3 protein-coding genes (1 of these 3 running past the window's edge) are annotated in these 22,857 nt (G+C 74.5%); all 3 read right to left on the bottom strand.

From position 1 onward, the window contains the following. Positions 1-341 precede the first annotated feature (341 nt). Positions 342-1,268: a type VII secretion system-associated protein gene (locus SACTE_RS25755; RefSeq protein ID WP_014048948.1), complete on the bottom strand. Its 927-nt coding sequence runs from the start codon at positions 1,266-1,268 to the stop codon at positions 342-344. A gap of 64 nt (positions 1,269-1,332) precedes the next feature. Continuing rightward, on the bottom strand, positions 1,333-2,121 hold the full coding sequence (locus SACTE_RS25750; protein ID WP_014048947.1) for a type VII secretion system-associated protein: 789 nt from the start codon (positions 2,119-2,121) through the stop codon (positions 1,333-1,335). A gap of 18 nt (positions 2,122-2,139) precedes the next feature. Continuing rightward, positions 2,140-22,857 carry the 3' portion of a lonely Cys domain-containing protein gene (locus tag SACTE_RS25745; protein ID WP_014048946.1) on the bottom strand. The gene runs 20,241 nt beyond the window's last position, so the window shows 20,718 of its 40,959 coding nt (coding positions 20,242-40,959); its start codon lies off the right edge, out of view; it ends in the stop codon at positions 2,140-2,142.

The following is a 22,857-nucleotide window of genomic DNA, read 5'->3' as shown; positions in this document are numbered from 1 at the left end:
GCTCAGTTAACAGTCCGATGGTGCGGACCTCTGAGTCGGGGTCCCTTCCACGAGGTACCGGGGGTGCGGAACGTAACGGCGTGTGCCACGGCGGGACCGTCGTCCGGCCCGAGGACCACGAGAGTGCCGTTACTACGTTGTAGACGCTGTGCGCCGCCCCCTCGTTCCCTCTCGCGGCCGGCAAACGGAATCTCCGGTCGCGCGAGACCGGCATCCACCGCGGACGGGGAGGCCGCCCGGGACGACGGCCCGAGAATACCGTTCAAGCGTCAACCGTACACGTCCGTCCTCCAGTTCAGTGGCCCGCGCGGACCCGTCGCCCGGCGCGGGCCGCCCGCGGATCAGCTCTCCTCCGCCGCCCCGCGCCCCTCCCGGTCCCCGGCGGCTTCCGGGCCGGTACCGGAACCCTCCACCGCCCCCTCGGGCTCCGGCAGTTGTCCGGCGGTCATGAAGTCGGGACGGCCGTCGGCCGGTCCGGTGCCCCAGGGATCCGCGCCGCCCTCGGGGGCGCCGTCGGCCGGTGCGGAGCCGGGCGGCCAGGCGTCGGAGTCCTCCAGTGCCGCGTACCTCTCCAGCTCGGCCTTGCCCGCCCGCAGTGCGTCCGCCGTGACGAGTTGGCCCACCGGGGCGGAGGAGCTGAGGAAGAGCACCTCCTTCCCTTCCGGCAGCCGGTCCAGGAGATCGGGTACGAACATCACCTCGTGCGGGGGCAGTTTGTCCTGCTCCAGTTCCGGTGAGGTCGAGAAGACGGGGACGGCCTTCGTCCCGTCCTCCGCGTCGGTCACCGCCAGGCCGCCGTCGCCGTCGACGCATACGGCCACCTCGGCGTCGGCGAGCATCAGGGCGAACAGGTCCTGCGAGGCGTATCCGGTGGCGACGAGTTGCACGGCGGCGTCCACGGGGCCGACCGGCGGCGCCCAGCCGTGCGCGTCGGGTGAGGGGCGGTACTCGGCGTTCGCCTCCCACTCGACGATCTCCCCGTGTTCGTCGCTGCGCCAGCGGCCGAGGCTCGCCCAGGAGGGCGGGGGCTCGCCCTCGTCACCGCTCCAGTGCCGGTCGATCACGGACAGCCAGTGGTCGGGCGCCACCTTGGCGGCCTTGACGTAGTCCTCGGGCGGCTCCCTGAAGCCGGGCCGGCCCTTCAGTACGGCGGACGGGCCGCCCTGCGCGACGGAAGGGGCCGGCCCCCCGCCGACGGGCCCGTCCGCGGTGGCGTCCTCGGCGGTGGTCTCGGGCTCGTGGTCCGGAGTACCGGAAGGGCTCGTCATGGGGGGCAACTCCATCGGTGTGCGATGTCGGATCGGTGGGGTGAGGGGCGCGGTGCGGCTGGGGTCAGTCGCCGGGGCCTGGGGCGGCGGCCGCCTCCGGGCCGGTCCCGCCCCCGGTCCGGGCGCCGGCGGGCGTCGCGGTGACCGGACGCGTCGGCAGGTCCGCGCCACCGGCCACCGGGGAAGCCGACGCCTCTCCGGCCTCCGGGGAGGCCGACGCCCCACCAACCGCCTCCCCGTCCCCCGTCTCCGCCGCGCTTCGGGCCGCCGCCTCGACCGCCCGGCGCAGGGCGTCGGTCTCCACGGCCATGCCGACCGGTCCGGAGGGGTTCAGGTAGAGCACATGGCCCTCCGGTATCCGGTCCACCACCTCGTGCACCGGCGCCAGTTCGTAGCCGAAGCGCCCGGCCGCGTGCAGGTACGTGGGCGAGGTGAAGACGGGCACCACCGCCGCCCCGTCGGGCGAGGTGGCCGACAGCGGGCCGCCACCGGGGGCGAGCAGGACGGCGACCTCCGCCACGGCCAGTGTCCGGGAGACCGCTTCACCGGGGCCGTAACCCGTGGCGGCGAGCTGGACGGCCTCGTCCACCGGGTCGGTCGGAGCGGGCCAGCCGAGCGCCTGGGGCGAGGGGCGGTACTCCTCGTTGGGGCGCCACTCCTCGATCTCGCCGTCCTGACCGGACCGCCACCGCCCCACCACCGCCCAGTCGGGCGGTTCGCCCTCCCCCGGCCACGCGGGGTCGACCATGCCCAGCCAGTGGTCGGGAGCGAGCCGGGCGGCTTCCGCGATCTCCTCGGGGACCGGTGGCGCGGTGTCCTCGGCGGCCCCGGCCCCGGCGGTGTTGTCGTTCATGAGCTCCTCGCTGGGGTGTTATGCACGGTAGTCGTTCAGTATGAACCGGAGTCTGTCGGCCAGGGAGCCGGCCTGGGTCAGGTTCCGGGCCCGGAACCACGCGTCGACCAGGCGCTCCAGACGATCAGTGGTCAGAACACCGCCGTCGGAGCCGGGAAGGATACCGGGGGCGGACGGACCCAGTGCCGCCAGGACGTCCAGGGCGTCGTCCAGGACGTCCCGGTGCTCCGCCGACCAGTCGGCCACCGCCGGGTCGGCCGGGTCGGCCGGACCGGCCGGTCCCTCGTCCGCGGGCAGGCCGGCCGTGTCCAGCACGTGCTCGTCGGGGAACCTGCCGTCGACGGCCACGTGTTGCCGGAGCTCCGCCTCGGTCAAGGGGGCGAGACGGTGGTAACGGCCCCAGTTGTCCACGTAGTCGAGGTCGGCCGGCTCCGGGGTGCCGTCCCGCCTCAGGCGGTCGAGGACCAGTTGGCTGCCCCGCATGATCTCGTCCAGGGTGTGGTGCCCCGCCTGCAGCATCTCGGCCATCAGCGCGATCCGCACGAGGCCCAGGTCGACGTCCAGGCCCCATTCCTCACGCATCTTCACCGCCTGCGCCATCAGCCGGTGGGCCGATCCGGAGGTGCCGGCCCGCACCAGGGCGCCCTTCGTCTCCGCCGCGGACTGCGGAAGGCTGCTCATGGCGATGTCGTAGCGGTGCGCCCCCGGGACCCACGGCATGCTGTCGTCCGGCATCAGGGCCCGCTCGGCCTCGCTCAGCGGGGGCGACAGGTCCTCGGGGCGCAGCGGTGTCCGGAGCGCCTCTTCGGCCCGGACCGTCAGCGCCTGCTCCTCGGGCGTCCTGTCCGGCCGTCCGCTCAGCTCCTGATAGGCCGTCATCGCCTGCGACGGCGGCCGGGAGGACCGGTACTCCGCGGTGATCACGTCGGGATTCGGGTCGGGGCTGCCGAGCAGGTCGGAGATCAGTCCCCCGTTCCCGTCCGCCGACTGGGCGCCGATCCACAGCATGCCCATGCGCTCGCGCAGGTTGCCCGACTCCGCCACGGCCTGGAGCCGGTCCCGGCCGGTGCCCACCGCGCCGTCGACCGCGGGGTCGTCCGAGCCGAGTTCCGCCCAGCGGTCCGCCGCCACGGCCCGGGTCCAGAGCTCCGCCGTCATCACTCCGAGCTGGGCGTTCGCCGCTTCGTGGCCACCGAGATACCGGCCCAGCCGTTCCTCGAAGCGCGCCGCCTCCGCCGTGTAGCGGATGCGGGCCCGGACCCACTCCGGCGCCTGCCGGGCCGCGGCCGGACGCAGCACGGACACCGGGGCCGAGGACAGGGCGTCCACCACCCGGTCGAGCCGTGCCCCGCTCTCGGCGGTGGTGTCGCCCGGCCCGTCGGGGAGTCCGGCGAGGTGGCGGTCCCCGTCGCGGACCAGCAGGGCGGGCGGCGCGTCGCCGGTGCGCTCCCCGTGGAGCGTCGGCTCGCCGTCCGGACCCGCCACGGCCACGCTCACCCCGAGCCCGCGGACCGCCGCCGCCACGAGCGGTCCCATCGGCACGGCCGCGCCTTCGCCCCCGTAGGAGGCGTCCGTCATCAGCACCCGCAGACGCCGTGCGGGGCTCAGCGGGATCCGCGAGGCCGGGAGCTTGTCGCCCAGGAGCATGCCCTCCGTGCGCAGGGAGATGTCGAGGGGCTCCCCGATCCGGTCCAGGAGGCTCAGCGGGAGGTTCCGGTTCCCGTCGAGCGGCGGCACCTCCGTCTCGGACACGTCGTCGTCGGCGATGCGGCCGTCCAGCCAGGTGCGGAAGTCGTCGGCCGTCTCGATGCCCGCCTCCCGGAGCGTGCCGGCCGCCACGTGACGGAGGGCGAACAGCAGGGTGGCGACGGTCCGGTCGCCCTCTCCGGGCGACTCGTGGAGGGCGAAGACGGTGCCGTCCAGTTCTGCGGCGTACGGTCCGGTGCGCCGGTAGCCGTCAGGGGGTGCGGGGGCGTCGGCCTCCACGGCGGTGGCCTCGTCGTCGGTGAGTTCCACGATCCGCGGCGACGCCCCGTCCCCGGCGTTGTGATAGGCCGGGTGCGGGTAGGCGGGCGCCTCCACGAACTCGTAGTCGGCGAAGTCCAGCCCCGTTTCGGGCTCCGTCACGATGTCGCGGCCGACGATGCTCACCGCCATGCCCGGTGGGTAGAGCACCTCCTCCTCGCCGACCCATGCCGAGAACGGCGCGACGGGGCGAGCGGTGGAGTTCGCCACGTACCCCCGCATCGCGTGCCGGTCCTGGGCGTCGTCCATCTCCATGAGGTCGCCCCGTGTGTACTTCTCCGCCGTCTCCCGGCTCTCGGTGGTGCTGCGGAACCGCGGCATGTACAGCGTGGTCGCGGTGACGAGCGGCCCGTCCTGGGGGACCGCGTTCAGGTGTCCCGGGAGCCAGCCGCCCCAGTACACCGGCCCGTTGATCGGCGGCAGGATCTCCAGCGCCTCGACCGCCATGTCGACGTGCATGGCCAGGTCGTCGTACAGCTTGTCGGCGATCCGGTTCACCCGGCGGCGGATGTCCTGGACGTCCGGCCCGGTCGCGTCCGGACCCAGGTCCTGCAGATCGGCGGTCGCGTCGCTCAGGTCCTCGTCGTCGGTCAGCAGTTCCGGCAGGCCCTGGCCGTTGTTCACGGCGTCCTCCCGCGCGTACTGCCACACCCTCTGCCTGATCATCCAGCGGCCGACGGCCTCGCCGAAGCGGCCCGCGGTGACGTAGGTCTTGAAGAGCTCGTGGTCCTGGCTGGTGTAGAGGAACAGCGCGGTCAGGTGGCCGGGGGTCAGGGAGCGCAGGGACGCGCGGCCCCGCTCCCCGAACCGCTCGAGCCACTGGGCGGCCACCTCGGAGCGTCGCACCAGTTCCGCCGCGACGGGCGCCCCGGTCAGCGCCGCGCTCAGCGCCCGGGAGATGTCCCCGGGTACGGCGACGTCGTACCGGGAGACGAAGGACGTCCTGATGTCGTAGAGGTGGTGGTGCGGCAGCACCGGGCCGACACCGAAGGCACTCCCCGCCACCTGGTGCAGCCTGGCGCCGTCGCGGGTGAGCGCGACGCGTTCCGCCTCGGTGCCCACGCCGGCCATGTGGGAGGCGCGCAGCACCTCGTGCAGGGACTGGGTGTCGGTCAGGATCGACCAGGCCAGCAGCGCCTTGCGGAAGGCCATCAGCTCGGGCCCGCTCGCCCCGATCGCCCGGTAGGCCTGCAGCAGCCACAGGGCCGGGCCGACCACCCCGCCGACGTAGCGGAATCCGCGCGGGTCGTGCGCGGTCCGGTACGCCCCCTGCCGGGGGCCCCACGGCCGGGGTGCCCACGGTGAGCGGAGCCAGCCGGGCAGGGTGTGCTGCAGGGTGACGGGCCCGGCGTCGCCGTACGCCGCGTGACCGAACGCCTGGATCAGGTGGGGTACGGACGGCCCGGCCGCCAGGAATCGGCGCACCGCGTCCGGCTCCCCGAGCCACCGCTGCGCCTCCGGCCCCTGGAAGAAGGCACCGTCCGCGGCGAGCGCGCCGTGCCGCTGCGCCAGGACGTGATGGAGCCGGGTGAGGGCGCGCACGGCACCCTGGGCGGCCTCGGGGTCGGCGACCAGCTTCTGCGCCAGGCCGAACTCGAAGCGGTAGCTGAAGTTCCGCCACTCGCGGTCCCGGTAGAGCCCGGCGAAGCGCACGCTCTCGGGTGATCCGGCGACACGCCATCCGGGCACGGACCAGGGCGCTCCGGTGGACGCGTCCGGCTCCCCGGCGAGGGTCGAGGGCAGAGGGAGGCCGAGGTCCGTGCCGGTCCGGGAGCGCGGGGTGACGCGCAGCATGGTCGTGGGGCTGCCGTCGGCGGCCTCCAGGAGGTGGATGTCGGCCGTCGGCCGCCCGTCCTCGTCCCGGCCGGGGGTGATCGCGGTGCGGCCGGTGTTGAGGTACACGTCCAGGCCGGTGAGGTCGGCGATCCCCTGGGCCCGTCGAACGGCGCGCCGCAGGCTGTCGCCCCCGGGTGCGGCGCCGGTGGGCACGCCGGTGCCGGTGGCGATGTCGCACGAGAGAACCGTGATGGTGGTGAAGCCCCCCGCGGCCAGATCCTGGCCGAGCAGGCGCCCCACCATCGCGCCGTCCGCACCGACGGGCATGTCGTTCCCACCGGCGACGGCATAGCCGTCCTCCCCGCCGTGGGACGTCCAGAAGAACGTGCCGGACCGTGCCGTGGCGGGCAGGGGACGCCGCCGGGCCACGCGTTCCCGGGCCGGGCCGCGACTCCACTCGGTGTAGTGGGTGGCCTCGTGCAGGCGGCCGTAGAAGGGCTCGCGCAGCGCCCAGTCGCGCCGGGTGAAGGACGCCTTGCCGACCGTCGTGCCGTTCTCGCGGATCTCCTGGACGACGATCCCTTCCGGGGCGGGCGCGGTCTCGTGACCCGCCCACGGGGTGTTCCAGTAATCACGCCGCGGATAGGCGTCGACCCGCGCGCCGAAGGCGCCGTCGTCACCGAGGTCGGAGCGGGCGTCGACGTCGGAGTGCTCGGCGGCGTCGGACACGTCGGAGTCGGAGTCGGCGGGACCGAGGTCGAACAGGTCGTCCACCGACTCCTCGAACGCGGCCGGGGCGTACGGAAGCGGGTCGGCCTGCGTCGTTCCGGCGAGGCCGTCGGGCAGCGCGGTCGCCTCCTCCGCCAGCTCGTGCAGCATCGGGGGCCGCCTGTGGGTCTCGACGAGCCGTCGGCCGACGACGTCGAACCTCATGCCCGGCGGGTACAGCGCCTCCCCTTCCGAGAGGTGCTTGAGGAAGGGGGTGCCGTCGCGTGCCGTCGAGTTCCTGACCTCGACCAGCTTGCGGTGCGAACCGGCGGGGACCGCCTTGTCGCCCAGGGCGAATTCGGTCGCCTCCTCGACCTTCAGCGAGGTGCTGCGGAAGAACGCCACGTCGATGGTCCCGGCACCGTACATGGGGCCGTCCACGGCGGGCCGGTCGATGGGGCCGGGCGCTCCCCGCTCGCCCCACCAGGCGGTCCGTCCGACGGACGGCAGGATCTCCAGCGCCTCGACGGCCATGTCGATGTGCAGCTTCAGCTCGCCGTGGAGCCGGTCGGCCATCATGTCCGCGCGGCGCCTCAGCCGGGCCAGCTCCGGGCTCGGCGTGTCCAGGTCGGGCAGGTCGGACAGGTCCTCGTACAGATCGGCGAAGTCGGGTTGGCCGACCAGGGTGAGCGGCGGCATCTCCAGCTCCTCCTCGCGCGCCGACTCCAGGAGGTAGCGCCAGGTGTGGAAGCGCACCAGGTGACGGCTGAGGCCCTGGCCGAGTCGCTCGCCGTTGAGCACGGCCTTCATCAACCGGTAGTCGTACGAGCTGTAGAGGTACAGGGCCGTGATGTGGGCCGGGGTGAGTCGCCTGAGCGACTCGGCGCCCCGGTCGCCGTACCGCTCCAGCCACTCGGCCATGACCTGGAGCCTGCGGGACGGTCGGGGCGGCAGTGTGCCGTCGAGCGCCGCCCCGGCCATGGTGACGAGGGCGTCCGGTACGTCCATCGTCCCGGTGAGCTCGAACGGGAACGTCATGCGCTCCTGGTAGAAGGCCTGGTGCGGCGGGGTCAGGGCGGCGGGTGCGCCGCCGTCGTCGTCGAGCGGAAGCAGGCCGCTCTCCGTGAACCGGCGCACCGTCCAGGTGTGCAGCGCGGCACCGTCACGGGTGGCGGCGGCCCGCTCGTCCTCGGTGCCCATGCCGATCAGGTGGGAGGCGCGCAGCACCTCGTGCAGCGACTGGAGGTCGTACGGGATCGTCCAGGCGACCACGGCGGCACGGAACTCCGGCAGCAGGGTCGCCGGCAGGCCGAGCGCGGCGAACATCCGCAGCAGGCGCAGCGCGGGGCCGCGCTCACCGCCCACCCGGCGGAAGCCCCGGCTGTCGTGCACGGCGCGGTAGGCGCTGTCGGCCGCGAACCGCGCGCCGCCCTCGGCGAGGGCCTCCTCGACCGGGCGGGGCAGCCCCGGGCCTGCGTAGGCGGCGTACACGAGGGCTCGCATCAGCCCGTCCAGCGCTTCCGGTCCCGGCGGCTCGTCGAGCAGCCGTTCCAGCTCGGCGACCGGGTCCCCGGGCGTCGTGTCCGGGGCGAAGAACGCACGCGCCGCACGCTCGTCGCCGTTGCGCTCGGCGAGCCGCTCGTACACCCCGCGCACCGCCAGCCCGGCCGTCTCGGCGAGTTCGGGGGCGTCGCTCAGCGCCTCGGCGAGGGAGTCCTCCCAGTCGACGCTCGCCTGCCGCCATGCCCGCTCCCGGTAGAAGCCCGTGAAGCGCGGGGTGTCCGGGGCACCGGCCGGCCGCCAGGACGACACCGCCCAGGTCGCTCCCTCGGCCGCGTCGGCGGCTTCGGTCCGTTCCGGGGTGGCGTCCGGCGTACCGCCCGTGACGTTGAACCGGCCGGGCGCCGGATAGGCGAACGCGGTACGCCCGCCGGCCGCCGGGGCGGGTGCGCGGGGGCCCGTCCAGCCGTCCGGATACTCCGTCACCCATTCCGTGGGCTGCCCGTCGGCGTCCTCCAGCAGGTGCGGCAGCCCGTCGGACACCGCCGCGCGCCCCACCGGCAGATGCGTCGGCAGCCGCGACCCGTTCGCGATCCGCCTGGCCCGTGCCCGGGCCTCGGCCTCGCTCCGGGGCACGTCGCCGGGCCCGCACGCGAGCACCGTCACGCTGCGGAAGCCACGGTCCGAGGCCGACCGCAGCAACCGCCCGGCGTACGAACCGTCGTCCTGCCGCACGCCACCGTCCTCGGTGACCAGCGCGAACCCTCGGGCGCCGCCGTGCGACGCGAAGTAGAACGTCCCGTCGGCCGTGCCACCGCCCGGCAGCGCCTGGTGGGTCGCCACCGGCCGGCCCTCGCCGTCGCGCTCCCACGACACGAAGCCCGTCGCACGGTCCAGCCGGCCGTACTCCTCCTGCCGCTCCGCCCAGTCGGCGTCGTCGAACGAGGCCACCCCGATCAGCTCGCCGTCCTGCCCGTGGACGGGGCGCAGCACCGGTGCGGGCCGCGGTCCGCCCTCGGTGGCGGAGGCGAGGGGAGGGACGCCGAACAGTTCGTCCGGGGAGCCGGGTTCCGTGGTCCGGCCCGTGGCGCCCGGTACGTCCTGACGTGGTGTCACCTCGCGGACCTCGACGGACTCGTAGGGCTGCGTCCGCGAGTCGCCCGGGACGATCGTCCGGGTGGAGACGTCGAAGGAGGCGCCCGGCGGGTACAAAGCCTCCGTCTCCAGCGGCCGGACCGCGAACGGGTTGACCTCCCGCGCCGTCGAGCGCGCCACGTGCACCAGCCCGCGATGCGCGTCGCCGGGAACGCCCTTGCTCCGGTGCATGAAGCCCAGCGCTTCCCCCCTCGCCAGCGCCGTGCTGCGGAAGAACGGCATCGTGATCGTGTCCCTGCCGTACACCGGGCCGTCCGACGGCGGCTCGCCCAGCGCGCCGGGCATCCCGCGGTCGCCCCACCAGACGTCGGCGTTCAGCGGGGGCAGGATCTCCAGCGCCTCGATCGTCATGTCGACGTGCAGCGACAGCTCGTCGTACACCGCGTCCGCCATCGCGTCGAGGCGGCGCCTGAGGCGGGCCACCTCGGGGGTCGCCTCCTGGAGGTCGTCCACCTCCCACATCGCGTCGAACAGGGCGGAGAAGCCCTCCTGCTTGCGCAGCGTCGCCGGAAGGAGGTCGGCGGCGCCGACCTCGGCCATCTTCCGGGTCATCGTCCAGGCGTTGAGGCGCACCAGGCGCCGTCCCATCCCCGCTCCGAAACGCTCACCGTTGAGGAACGCCTTCATCAGCCGGTAGTCGGCACCGCTGTAGAGGTGTACGGCCGTCAGATGGGCCGGGTCCAGTCGCTCCAGGGCCTTTCTGCCCACGTCGCCGTAGCGGTTCAGCCACGCGTGGAGCGCCCGGCTGCGGTCGGTGTCGGACGGCAGGGTTCCGGCCAGTGCGGCGTCGACCAGTTCCACGAGGCCACCGGGGAGGTCCAGCTTGCTGCCCGTGATGTCCCGGCCGAACGTCATCCGGGCGGCGTACCGCGCGCGGTGCGGCGGGACGAGCCGCGGGTCGGTCCCGTCCCGGCCGGTCCGGTGGGCCTCGGACGCCCTGACCGAGTCCGCCACCCAGGTGTGGAGTCCGGCACCGTCGCGCAGGGCGAGGTCGCGCTCCTCGGCGGTACCCAGGCCGAGCCGGTGGGAGGCGCGCAGGATCTCGTGGAGCGACTGGAGGTCGGCCGGGACCGCCCAGGCGACGAGCGCGTCGCGCAGCGCGAGGAGCCGGTCGGGCGACGCGCCGAGCGCGGCGTAGGCGCGCAGCAGCCGGAGTGCGGGGCCGTGCTCACCGCCCACCCGGCGCATGCCCCGGCTGTCGTGCACGTCGCGGTAGGCACTGCCCGGTGCGTACCGCGCGCGGTTCCCGGCCGGGCGGGACAGGGCCTCGGCGACCTCACGCGGCAGTCCGGGGCCCGCGTACGACGCGTACACGAGCGCGGTCATCAGCGCGTCGAGGGCGAGCGGCCCCGGGGGCAGCGCGAGCAGCCGTTCCAGCTCCGCGGCCGGGTCCCCGGGGGCCGCGTCCGGCGCGAAGAAGGCGCGCCGGGCCGCGTCCTCGCCGTGGCGGGCGGCGAGTTCGCCGTACGTGCGGGCGACGGCGTCGCGTGCGGACTCGGTGGGTCCGGCGGCCCGGCCCAGGTGCTCCGCGTACGCGAGCTCCAGGGCCGTGCCGAGGCGCCGCCACGCGCGGTCCCGGTACATGGCCGCGAACCGCACGGCGCCGGGCGATCCGGCGGGACGCCAGGACGGCACCGCCCAGCCCGGACCGCCGTCGGAGGCGTTGGGTGTGTCGGCGGTGTCCGCCTCCGGGGCGTTCCCTCGGCCGGCCGGGGTCACGGGGGTGGCGTTGATCCGGGCGGCGGACGGATGGGCGAGGCCGGACCGTGCGCCCGGCTCACCGGTACCGGGACCCGCGAAGTGGAACGTCCCGACGCCGGAGTCGTGCCGGGCCGCGGGTGTCGGCCAGAGGGGGGCCGCCCCGTCGGAGGCACCGGGACCGGTGACCGGGGCCGTGGTGACACCCCCCGAGGACGAGGTCTGGGCCGGCCGGGCCTTCCAGACGGTATGGCGCCACTCCCCCAGCTTCTTCTCGCGGAGGGCGGTGATGCGCAGCGGGTCGAACGGGTCGTCCTCGAGGACGTCGAGCGGTCCCGAGTAACCGAAGGCGTTCCGGCCGGTGCGGTCGGAGAACGCCTGCGTCCGCTCCGGTCCCCCGGCGGTGAAGCCGGACATCGGGAAGACGACGGGGACGTCGACGCCCGCCTCGGTCACCAGCGGGGCCAGGTCCAGAAGTGCCCAGAGCTCTTCGTCGGAGACGGGCAGCGGAGGGTGCCCGGGCAGGTGGATGACGATGCCGCCGTCGTCCTGGCGGATGCCGGTCCAGATCACCAGGGACGCCCCGGACGGCTCCTTGGACCTCCAATCCGCCGGGTGGGGGATGTCGAGGATGTCGCCGCCGCTCTTCAGCCGCGCGTACCAGCGGCTGCCGTCCACGCCGTTCGGGGCCGGGCGTCCGCTCCAGTTGTAGCCGGTCGGCTCCGTGCCGTCGGTGAGGATCTGCTTGAAGGCGCCCAGCTCACGGAGGTGGTGGGCGGCCAGCAGATGCGGGTCGGAGATGTCCACGCCGCGCGCGTGGGCCCGGGTGGCCAGGAGCGTCAGCTCCATGACCGCGTCATCGCTCCACGCGTCCGTGGGCGCCAGGTGCAGGACACCGCGGCCCAGGCTCTCCTGCTCCGCCGGGTTCAACCGGAACAGGATCCGGTCGGCCGCGGCCACCGTCGCCCAGAAGGCCCGTGCGGTGTCCTTCGGACGCACCGTCACGGAACCGGGCAGCCCCAGCGCGTCCCGGACGAGAACCGGTCCCTCGCTGCCCGAGAGCTCCTCGACGGTGTACGTCAGCGCGGTGTCCGGGAGCATCTCGCCGAGCGTGGCGTCCGGCCGCAGGGCCACCTGGTCCCGGGCCGCGTCCAGGACGCGCAGGTAGGCCGCCTGGTCCGGGGTGTCCCCGCCGATCCGCCGGGCGAGGAAGGTCCACAGGTCCGTCCGGAACGGTGTGAGCAGCCGCATCCCGGGGTCGTTGGCGCGCAGGGTCTCCAGTGCGGCGGCGCCCCTCAGCGCCCGCTCGTACCGGCCGCCCGGCACACCGAGGTCGTCCTCGACGCCGTGGCCGAACACGAGGCGCAGCGCACGGACCAGCCGCAGTGCGGCCGCGCGGGTCTCCGGCGGCACGGCGCCGGGGTCGCGGTGCAGGCCGGCGGTCCACGCCAGCTGGTCCAGCCCGCCGTCCAACGGCTCCGGCCGGACGCGCTCCGTACGCCCGATCACACCGCCGGGGGTGTCCTCCAGCACGCGGGAGTCATCGTCCAACGCCCTGACCAGGGTCGAGGCCTCGACCTCCCGCCGGCTGACATTGGCCGTGTGCTGGGCGAGAGACACCTCCTCCAGGGGGTCCTCCACGCGAGGTACCGGGCGGCCCTCCTCCTGACGGTTGCGGTGGTCGCCCGCCGACCCGGCGTAGCAGACCTCCAGCCCCATCCGGTGGCCGGCGGGCAGCTCGCCGACCTCGCGCAGTCCGCCGATGTACCGCCCGCCGTCGGCCGCGTCCAGCAGCACCGTCCGGCCGTCGCGCAGGACGATCGCCAGCGCGCCCGGGAGCCCGTGGCCGTAGTACGTGTAGACCGCGCGGTCCGGGGTGAACGGCTCGGTGCCGACCTGCTTGTCGCCTTCGCCGGTGGCCACGTAGTGCATCAGCCGCCGCTTGTCGAAGAAGGCCCGCAGCAGTTCCTCGCGCCTGGCCATGTTGTCGTTCACCGACATGCGGCCGAACCGCTCGCGGCGGTCGAAGACCAGGGGGCGGGTGGCCACGTCGCTGTCGCGGAACGTCGTGCCGTCGACCGACGTCCACGTGCGGTCCTCGAACGGCGCCGGTACCGCGGGCGGGTCGAAGGGCACCCAGTCGCCGTGCCAGTCCGCGGTGTTCCGGACGGTCATCGTCGGCACGTGGGCGTTCAGGGCGGGGTCGTGCCGCAGACGCCCGTCACCGCTGGGCGCCCACACCCGCCGGCCCAGTCTGACGGCGACGGCGCGCATCAGCTCCAGGTACTGCGAGCCCGCGTGCGGGATCGCCAGTACCACCGGCACGTGAGGCGGGAGTTTCGCCAGTTCCGGATCGTTCGCCAGCTTCTCGGCGAACGCCTCGTGGCTCAGTTGCCGTGCGTCCAGGGCGCGGTCCCCGACCACGTACGCTTCGGCACCCCACGGCGCGGGCCGGTCGGGCCCCGGTACCTCCGGGCTGCCCTGACCGCCCGTGACCTCCCGCACCCGGTCGATCCGTACCCGGTCGATCCACGCCCCCGCCAGGTCGCGTCCGCGCACCGCGCCGGAGCCGTCCCGCAGCACGGTGCCCGGGTCCTGGAACGGGTCCGCCGCCTGCCCGGCCGGGGACGCCGGACCGAAGAGGGCCAGTTGGTCCTGGGTGGTGGTGGGCCCGGTGGTGGGCTGCTGCCGGGTGGTGGCGGTCCAGCGGCCCGGGGCCCCGGTGTCCGGGTCCGGCAGGACGACGATGCCGAGCGGGACGGCGGGGCTGCCGGAGGTGAGCGTCATCGGTGCGCTGTGGCCGTAGGCGGGGCGTCCGGTCAGCTGGGAGAACCGCTGCACCAGCCGCGGGCTCAGTGCCCCCGGCCCGGTGGTCAGGAACAGCACCGGGATGCCGAGCGGGACCGTACGCAGCGCCGGGGCCATGCCCAGCAGGGCCAGGAACTCGTTCTCGGGTACGCGGACGGGGGAGCGGCCGGGCAGGTGGAGGACGGGTGTGCCGGTCCGGTCGGCCTCGACCAGGTTCAGGACGGGCATGGGCTTGCCCGGGCCGGTCCATTCCGGCGTGAGCGGGTGTGCGGTCGTCCCGCCGGGCCCTTGCGTCGCCCGGCGCACGGTGCTCCAGTCGACGCCGGCGGGTGCGGGGGTGCCGGACCAGTTGACGCCCTGGACGTTGGGGCCCTGCTTCAGCAGGGAAGCCGGGCCGAATGCACCGGTCTCCGCCAGGTGGTACGCGGCGAGCAGGTCGTGGTCGGAGACGTCCAGGCCCTCCGCGATCGCCTTGGCCGACAGCGCCCACACGGCTTCCTGATGCGACCGGCCCCAGGCCGTGGAGCTGTCGAGGTGCAGGACCTTGCGGCCCATGGCCTCCCGGTCCGCGGGTGGCATCGGGCGGAACATCTGGGCGGCCCGGGCCGTGGCCCACAGGGTGGACGCCACGTGCCGCGGGGTGAGCGCCGCCGAGGCGGGCAGCGACTGCACATGGCGGATCATCCGCTCACCCGCGTCCGTCAGCTGTTTCACGGTGATCTGGAGTGCCGGCGACGGCACCGCGTCCGTGAGCCGGGCGGTGGGATCGGCCTCGATCCACCGCGCGGCGTGGTCGAGCAGGGCGAGGTACCCGGCCGGGTCGGGGGCACGGCCGGTGTGCTCCTGGACGAAGAAGTCGAGGAAGTCCTTGCGGAACGGGGTGAATTGGCTGATCAGGGGGTCGTTGGCGCGCAGCCGCTCCAGCGCGCCGACGCCCTTGAGCGCCCGCTCGTAGCGACCGCCGGGTATGCCGCGGTGGTCCTCGATCTCGTTGCCGAACACCGTCCGCAGCGCACGCACCAGCCGCAGTGCCGTCGCCCGCGTCCCGGACGGCACCGCGCCCGGGGTGCGGTGCAGTCCCGCCTCCCGCGCCAGCTGGTCCAGCTCGTGGTCCAGCGGCTCGGGCCGGCGCAGGACCCGGCGGCCCCGCTCACCGTCGGCCGCGCTCATGGTGGACCGCCGGGTGCCGTCCAGGCCGGTCTGCCGGGTGGACCCGTCCGTCTCCCGACGGCTCAGGTTGGCGACGTACTGGTCGAGGGAGACGTCGCCCAGCGGATCGTCGATGTGCGGGGCCGGACCGTACGACGGCTGCGGGCGCGCGGGGTCACCGTCCGACGCGCTCCAGCAGACCTCCAGGTGGATCCGGTGCCCCTGCGGCAGCTCCCGCACCTCACGCAGACCCGCGATGTACGCGGCCGCGTCCTGCTTGCCCAGCCACACCGTCCGGCCGTCACGGAGCGGCAGCTGCATCCGGCCGGGTTCGCCGTGGCCGGCGTAGACGTACACCGCCGAGTCCATGGAGACCGGCTCGGAGGCCGCCACCTGGGCCTGGGTACCGGCGGGCGTCCAGTGCACGAGCTGCCGGATCTTGCGGAGGGTCCGGAAGTCCCGCTCGCGGCGCCGCAGCCCGTCCTGCCGGTGGACGGCCAGCCGGCCGAACCGCTCGTGGTTCTCGTCGGCCAGCGGGCGCGTGACCACGTCGCTGTCGTGGAACACCGTCCCGTCCAGCGCCGTCCACGCGCGGTCCGCGTACGGTCCGGTCGCGGCCGACGGAGAGACGGCCACCCACTCCCCGACCGGCGCCTGGGGGTCCGGGTCCGTCATCGCCAGGACGTGCGCGTCCCCGGTGCCGTCGGGAACCGGGCGTCCCATCCCGCTCGGCCCCCACACGGTGCGCCCCAGCCGGTCGGCCACCACCCGCAGCATCTGCTGGTACCCGTCCCCCGCGAACGGGACGGCCAGGACGACGGGGACGTCCTCCGGCAGCCTGCCGAGTTCCGGGTCGGCGGCCAGCGCGTCGGCGATCCCCTCGCCGTCCAGCACGCGGCCGTCCGGCAGCCGCACCCGCCCGTCCTCGCCGTCGGCCGCCACCACGTACGCCGAATCGGGCCACGGAGCGGGTCCGCTGGAAACCAGCTCGGGCGCCGCACCCGGCCGGGTCTCGACGACCCGCAGCGTCCCCGGCAGGACCCGGCTCATCGGCCGGGCCGTCCAGTTGCGGCCCTGCGGACTCCCCGACGGGCCGGTGACCAGGGACTCCGGCGCCAGCAGCGGGTCGGTCGGGCCGGTGAACGCCCCGGACACCGCCCGAGGCACGGTGGCGGGGGCCACCGCGGAGGCGGGCCCGGTGTCCGACGGCCCGAAGAAGGACGCCTCGACCGGCTGCTCCGCCACGCCGCCGACCGCGCCTCCCGGGGCAGCCCTGTCCCAGGCCCGCACGCTGTGGTGCCGCGGGACGATCGACAGCCCCGAGAGCTCCAGGTGGACGCCGGTCGAGCCCGCGGCGGAGAGCAGCAGGAACTGCAGGGCCACCGGCAGCGGGGGCTCGGCCTGGCCGTTGGCGGTGAAGTACGAGCTGACGGCGGAGCGGAGGTCGCTCCAGGTGAGGGACGTCCGGACGCCGGCGGCCGCACGGGTCCGGTCCAGGGCCCAGAAGCCGCGCAGCAGCGCTTCGAGTGCGTCCGCGTCGTTCTCCAGCATGGGGCCGTAGACCAGCCGGACGGCTCGGAACCACCGCTGTACGTCGGGTGACCTGCCGCGGTCGCCGGTGATCCGCTCGGCCCACCGGCCCAGTTCGGCGGTCGAGGGCTCGGGGCGGAAACCCGCCCACCAGTCGCCCTCGGCCAGCTGCCAGTGCGGTGGGGAGGTTCCGTCGGAGGGTGCCAGGAACGCTTCGACGCCGCTGCCGGGGGCCCAGACCCAGCGGTCCAGGCCGTTGGCCAGGATCTGGCCGGCCACCGGCCTCTCCAGCGGGTCGGCGGGCGGAGGACCCGCCAGGTCGGCCCCCGTCACCACGACGGGGACCTCCGGTGCCAGTGCGGTCAGGTCTCCGTCGACCGCGAACAGGAAGTCCACGACCCTGTCGTAGTCGACCACCGCCTCGGCACCGTCGGCCAGCGCGAGGACCGCGGCCTCGGGGCCGCCTCGGAGCCCGACCATGTACGCGTCCTCGAACGGGAGCGTCTGGGGCGGGCTCTCCAGCGGCACCGGGCCCGGCCGCAGGAAGGTGAACGTGGACACCTCGGGCAGCAGGCCGTAGGTCTGCCGCAGTCCGTCCTGCCAGTCCCGCAGCGGCCGGGAGGACGTCCCCACCGGCTTGTCGTCCGCGTCGCGGTGCCTGATCACCAGCACCCGGTCCAGGAGGACGCGGGACCCGTCCAGCGCGACCAGTTCCGAGAACCACCGCAGGAACGGAGGGGTCTGCCCGGGGTCGGCCAGGATGCCCAGGGCGGTGCGCGCCGCGTCGAAGATCTCCTGGGCCCTCGTCCGGCCTCCCGGGGGTATGTGGGGCAGCAGCTCGTACGCCTCCACGAGCGCCGCCCGCAGGCCCTGGTAGGCGGGGTGGCCGGCGTGCAGCGGCCTGCCCAGGGCGTATCCGCCCAGTGCGAGCGCGATGTTCCTGCTCTCCCACTCGGTCATCAGCTTCCTGGTGGGGGCGCCGACCTGCGGGACGCCCGCTCGCGCGGCCACCACGAGGAAGCCCGAGACACCCTGCACCACCGGGTTGCCCACGATCCGCAGGACGGACTCGCGCAGGACGTCCTCGGGCAGCGGGGCCCGGTGCCTCAGCGCGCGCTCGTAGGCGCTGAGGCCGTAGGCGGACATCTCCGCGACGGCGCGCCGGACCTCCTCGGGCGTCATGAACTGGCCCGTGTAGCCGAAGTGCCGCAGCTCCGCGAGGACCAGCGGGACGGCCAGCCGGCCGTCGTCGGTGTCCAGGGTCGGGTAGTCGCCGTCGTCCATCCCGACGGCGTAGCGCTGGCTGATGAGGGCGCCCTGGGACGTCCGGCCGGTGAGGACGGCCGTCCAGTGCTCGCGGGGCGTCGGCACGTCCGTGCCGGCGGTGTCGAAGAAACCGGTCTCGGGGGGCAGGTTCGGCGTCAGCCGCTGCCGGTAGAACTCCAGCAGCCTGCCCAGGTGCTGGACGACGTCCTCGGTGAGCTGGTCGTGGCGCTCGTCGAGGAAGGCGCGGGTACGGGGCCGCAGCGCCCGCAGGACACGGTCCAGGGCATGCCGCGAGGCAGCGGGCAGGAGGTTCTTGATGAGCTCCGGATCGATCCCCGGCGGCCGGGAGTTGTCGAAGACGTTGCCGATCGGCGCGGCCGCGACGTTCTGGAAGCCCAGCCATCCGTAGCCCCACACCTCGTCGATGTCCGGGACGGCCGCGAGGAAGGGGACGATGTGGTTCTCCACCGCGTTCGCGCCGAGGACGTGGTTCGCGAACGTCGTGGTGACCATCTGGCCGAAGCTCCGGGCACCGGCTGTCGCGGTCTCGAACTGTTCGGCGGTCGACCGCTCGTAGGCGATGTCCTGGAGCTCCCGGAGGCCGACAGCGGGGTAACCGACGGTGAGCTGGCCGTAGGCGGACCAGTCGAAGCCCTCGGGAGCGGGGTTGACCTTCGTCGCCAGGCCGACCTCGGTGAACGTCCAGCCGCCGAGCGGCCCCAACACCTCGGTGAGCGGCACGGCGGCCTGCCGCTCGTCCGCGATCCTCCCGGCGGCACGCGCCCGCTGCAACTGGGCCATGCCCTCTTCCTGGGACTGCCTCCGCTCTCCCGGGATCACCGCCATCGGATCGAGGACGAACTCACCGATGGTGTACTTCCCCCGGACGGGCTGCGGTTCTCCCGGTGCCACCTGCGGCCTGTCGACGTGGAGCAGGCCGTCGGCCGTCATCCAGAAGGCCCGGCCGTCGGTGACGAGCGTGATGCCGGGGCCGTGGGCCAGGACGAGTGTCGTGGTGATGCGTCCCGGCACCGCGATGAAGAGGTCCCGGCGCTCCTCCAGCTCCAGCCCGATGGCGCCGTACGAGGGTTCGACCGCCGCGTCCAGCTCCGCGTGCACCGTGGAGGAGGACTGCGAGAACTCCGGCAGCGCGTGTTCCAGGGCCTGCCCGGCGGGGCCGACGACCACGGCACGCGCGTCGGACGCCGCGACGGCCGGCGGGAGGGCCGACACCTGACGGCCGTGACCGGCCGACAGGTCCACCCACAGCACACCGTCACGCCCGCTCACGTGGTACGCCGCCCACGCGTGCCCCGCCAGCGGACCCTGACGGCGCGCCAGGACGAACGCCACCGCGCCGGGCCCCTGGGCCGCGACCGCCCCGGCCACCGACGCCCACGACCGCACCCGGCGCCACCCGGGGCCCATCACCAGGGACGATTCCGCGGCATTCCCGAGGGTCACGGAATCGTCCGCCGTCAGCGCCGGCCGCACCCCCCGCCGGAACAGTTCGGCGCGCAGCGCCCCCAGCAGCACCAGGCACCGCTCGACCGTCATGCCGCGCACCGGCTCGCGACCCGCCACCCGGCGCGCCGTCGCCGTCAGCTCCGCGCGGCTGAGCGGCGGCGGCACCGTGACCGGGGCCCCGGTCAGGCTCCGCGGCACCGCGGACGGCTTCGGCGAGGAGAACAGGGCGTCGCCGTAGGGAGCCGGCGCCAGGACACTGGAGTTGAGCCCCTGGAGCCACGCCTTGCGCCACACGCCCGGCTTCCCGCTCTTCGTCTCCGGCAGGCCGATCAGACGCATCGGGGCGGCCGTGGTGCCCGGCGCCGGGGTGGTCGGTGCCACCGTGAGCGCCCCGCTGTACGCCCAGCCGTTGCGGGCGGTGCGGTTGGAGAACGCCTCCGACAGCACCATCGGGCGCCCCGCGCCGCTGCCCGCACCGGACAGCACGAACAGCACCGGAACCCCGAGCGCCGTCATGCGCAGCACGGGCGCCAGGTCCAGCAGGGCCAGGAACTCCCCGTCGGCCACCCGGAACGGCGGCGTACCGGGCAGGTGGAGGACGACGAAGCCTTCGGCGTCGGTGTCCGTCCACACCACCATGACGTCCTGGTGCTCCCCCTCGGCCGTCCAGGGCGCGCGGAAGTGCTCGAGGGAGCTTCCGTCCCCCTCCTTGTCCTGCCTGCCGACGCCCCGGAGGTCGACACCGCCGGGGGCGGGCCTGCCGCTCCAGTTGAAGCCCTGGAACTTCTCGCCGTCCCTGAGGTGGTGGGCCGGTCCGAACGCTCCCTTGGACGCGAGGTGGAAGGCGGACAGGGTGAAGAAGTCCGCCGGGTCGAGACCGGCCGAGATCGCCTGGGCCGTCAGCATCCACAGCTGCTGCTTCCTCGCCGGGGCCCACTGCTCGTCGGGGAACATGTGGAGGACCCTGCGGCCCAGCTTCTCCGTGAACGCGTCGTCCCGGCCGGCCATCTGCCGGGCGGCGCCGGCCATCGCCCAGAAGGCGTGCGTCACGGCGCGCTTCGTGACCGGGACGCTCTCGGGCTGCCTCAGCACGTTCCGCACGACGGCCGCGCCGAGCTGCGTCATCTGCCGCATGGCGTGGAGAATCGCCGGGTCCGCGACGGCCTCGCTCAGCGGGGCCGCCGGCTTCTGCGCCACCAGCCGTGCGGCGAGGTCCAGGACCTTGCGGTAGTCGTCGGGGCTCGGCGACCTGCCCCCCAGCCGCTGGGCGACGAAGGTCCACAGCTCCATGCGGAACGGCGTGAACCGGCTCAGCGCCGCGTCGTTGGCGCGCAGGGTCTCCATCGCGCCGATGCCCTTGAGCAGTTGCTCGTGCAGTGGGCCGTCCGTCTCGGCCTCGGGGCCGAACACGATCCGCAGGGCCCGCACCAGCCGGAGGGTGGTCGCGCGCACCTCGGGCGGCACCTCGCCCTCACCGGTGTGCAGTCCCGCGGCCCGTGCCATCCGGTCCAGCTCGTGCGGCAGGGGCTCGGGAACCACGTCCCTGCGCCGCCCGGCCACCCCGCCGGGGGTGTCGTGCAGGATGTGGGCATCGGTGTGGAAGCCACTGCTCATCAGCGACCCGTCGGTCACCCGACGGCTCGCGTTCGCCGTGTGCTGGGCGAGGGACACCTCCTCCAGCGGATCGTGCACCTGGGGCGCCGGCCGGTTGTCCAGCTGCGGCAGCGCCGGGTTCCCCGCGGAGTCGCTCCAGCACACCTCCAGCTTCACGCGGTGGCCCTTCGGCAGCTCCGCCACCTCGGGGAGCCCGCCGACGTACCGTCCGCCGTCCGCCGCGCCCAGCCACACCGTCCGGCCGTCGCGCAGGGCCAGGAGCAGACCGCCCGGCAGCCCGTGGGCGACGTACACGTACACCGCCGGATCAGGGGTCCGTGTCTCCTCGCTGATCAGGGCGGTCCTGCTGCCGGACGCCATCAGGTGGACCTGCTTTTTCGCGCGCAGGTACGTCCGCATCAGCCGCTCACGGTCCCGTACGTCGTCCACGTGCGACATCCGGCCGAACCGCTCGTTCCGGTCGGAGACCAGGGGCCGGGACGCGACGTCGCTGTCGCGGAACGTCGTGCCGTCCAGCGCCGTCCACGTACGGTCCGGGAGCGGTGCGACCGCCTTCGTCGGGTGGAACGGCACCCACGAGCCGAGCGGCTGGTCCGGGCCGTGGTCGATGAGCGCCGGGACGTGCTCGCGCTTCTTGTTGCGCACCAGACGGGCGTCGCCGCTGGGCGCCCACACCGGCCGCTCCAGCAGGTTGGCGACGGCCCGCAGGTACTCCAGATACCGCTCGTTCGCCAGATTCGGCACCATCAGGACGACCGGGACGTCCTTGGGCAGCTTCGCCAGCTCGGGGTCCGCCGCCAGCTCCGCCGCCAGCTTCTCGGCGTCCAGCACCCGCCCGTCGGGGAAACGCACACCGTCCGGGTGGCTCTCGCCCCACACGACGTACGCCGAGTCCCCCCACGGTGCGGCCTCGTCCGCGCCCGGCACCTCCTTCAACGGCTGGTCCGGCTGCTCCTCGAAGACCCGCACCCGCCCGATCCGCAGCTGACGCACCTTCTCGCCCGTCAGGTTGCGGCCGCGCGGCGCGCCCGACGCGTTCGTCATCAGCGTCTGGGGCGACAGCAGGGAGCCCGCCGACGGCTGTGCGCCCTCACCGATGCTCAGCGCCCCGACGTCCGGCAGCGGCGCCGGGGCCGTGTCCTCCGGGCCGAAGACGAACAGGCCGGCCCGGCCGGTGGTCTGCTGCCGGGTGGCGGCGGTCCAGCGGGCCGGGGCCGTGCCCGCCGGGGCCGGCAGCGTGAGGATGCTGAGCGCCGCGGAGGGGTCGGCGGCCGGCGCGAGGATCATCGGCGCGCTGTGACCGAAGGCCGGGCGTCCGGTGTTCTGGGAGAACCGCTGCACCAGCTGCGGGCTCAGCGCACCCGAACCGGTGGTCAGGAAGAGCACCGGGGTGCCCAGGGGGACGGTGCTCAGCTCCGGGTCGAGTCCCAGCAGCGCCAGGAACTCGCTCTCCGGGACGGTGACGGGGGCGCGGCCGGGGACGTGGACGACGATCGTGCCGCCCGGGCCCGCCTCGACCACACGCAGGGTGGGCATGGGCCTGCCCGGAAGGGTCCAGGCCGGCCGGACCGGGCGCACGGTGGCCCCGCCGGGCCCGGGTACCACCTGGTTCACGGCGCCCCAGTCGATACCGCCGGGTGCGGCGGTGCCGGACCAGTTGACGCCCTGGACGTGGGATCCCTGCCTGAGGTGGGCCGCCGGGCCGAAGGCGCCGGCCTCCCGCAGGTGGTAGGCGGCCAGCAGGTCGTGGTCGGAGACGTCCACGCCCTCCGCGATCGCCTTCGACAGAAGGGCCCACAGGGCCTCGTGGTGCGACCGCTGCCACTCGGTCGCCGCGTCCAGGTGGAGGACTCTGCGGCCCATGGCCTCCCGGTCGGCCCGGGTGGTCAGGCTGAAGATCTGGGCGGCGCGGGCCGTGGCCCACAGCGTGGACGCGACGTGCGCCGGGGTGTACGGCGCCGAGGCGGACAGTGACTGCACGTGGCGGGTCATCCGCTCACCCGTGGACGCCAGTTGCCCGAAGGTGACCTGAAGGGCCGG

The organism is Streptomyces sp. SirexAA-E (assembly GCF_000177195.2).
GTDB classification, from domain to species: domain Bacteria; phylum Actinomycetota; class Actinomycetes; order Streptomycetales; family Streptomycetaceae; genus Streptomyces; species Streptomyces flavovirens.
The sequence above is the reverse complement of the archived record's forward strand: the minus strand, read 5'-3'. Positions and strand labels throughout refer to the sequence as shown.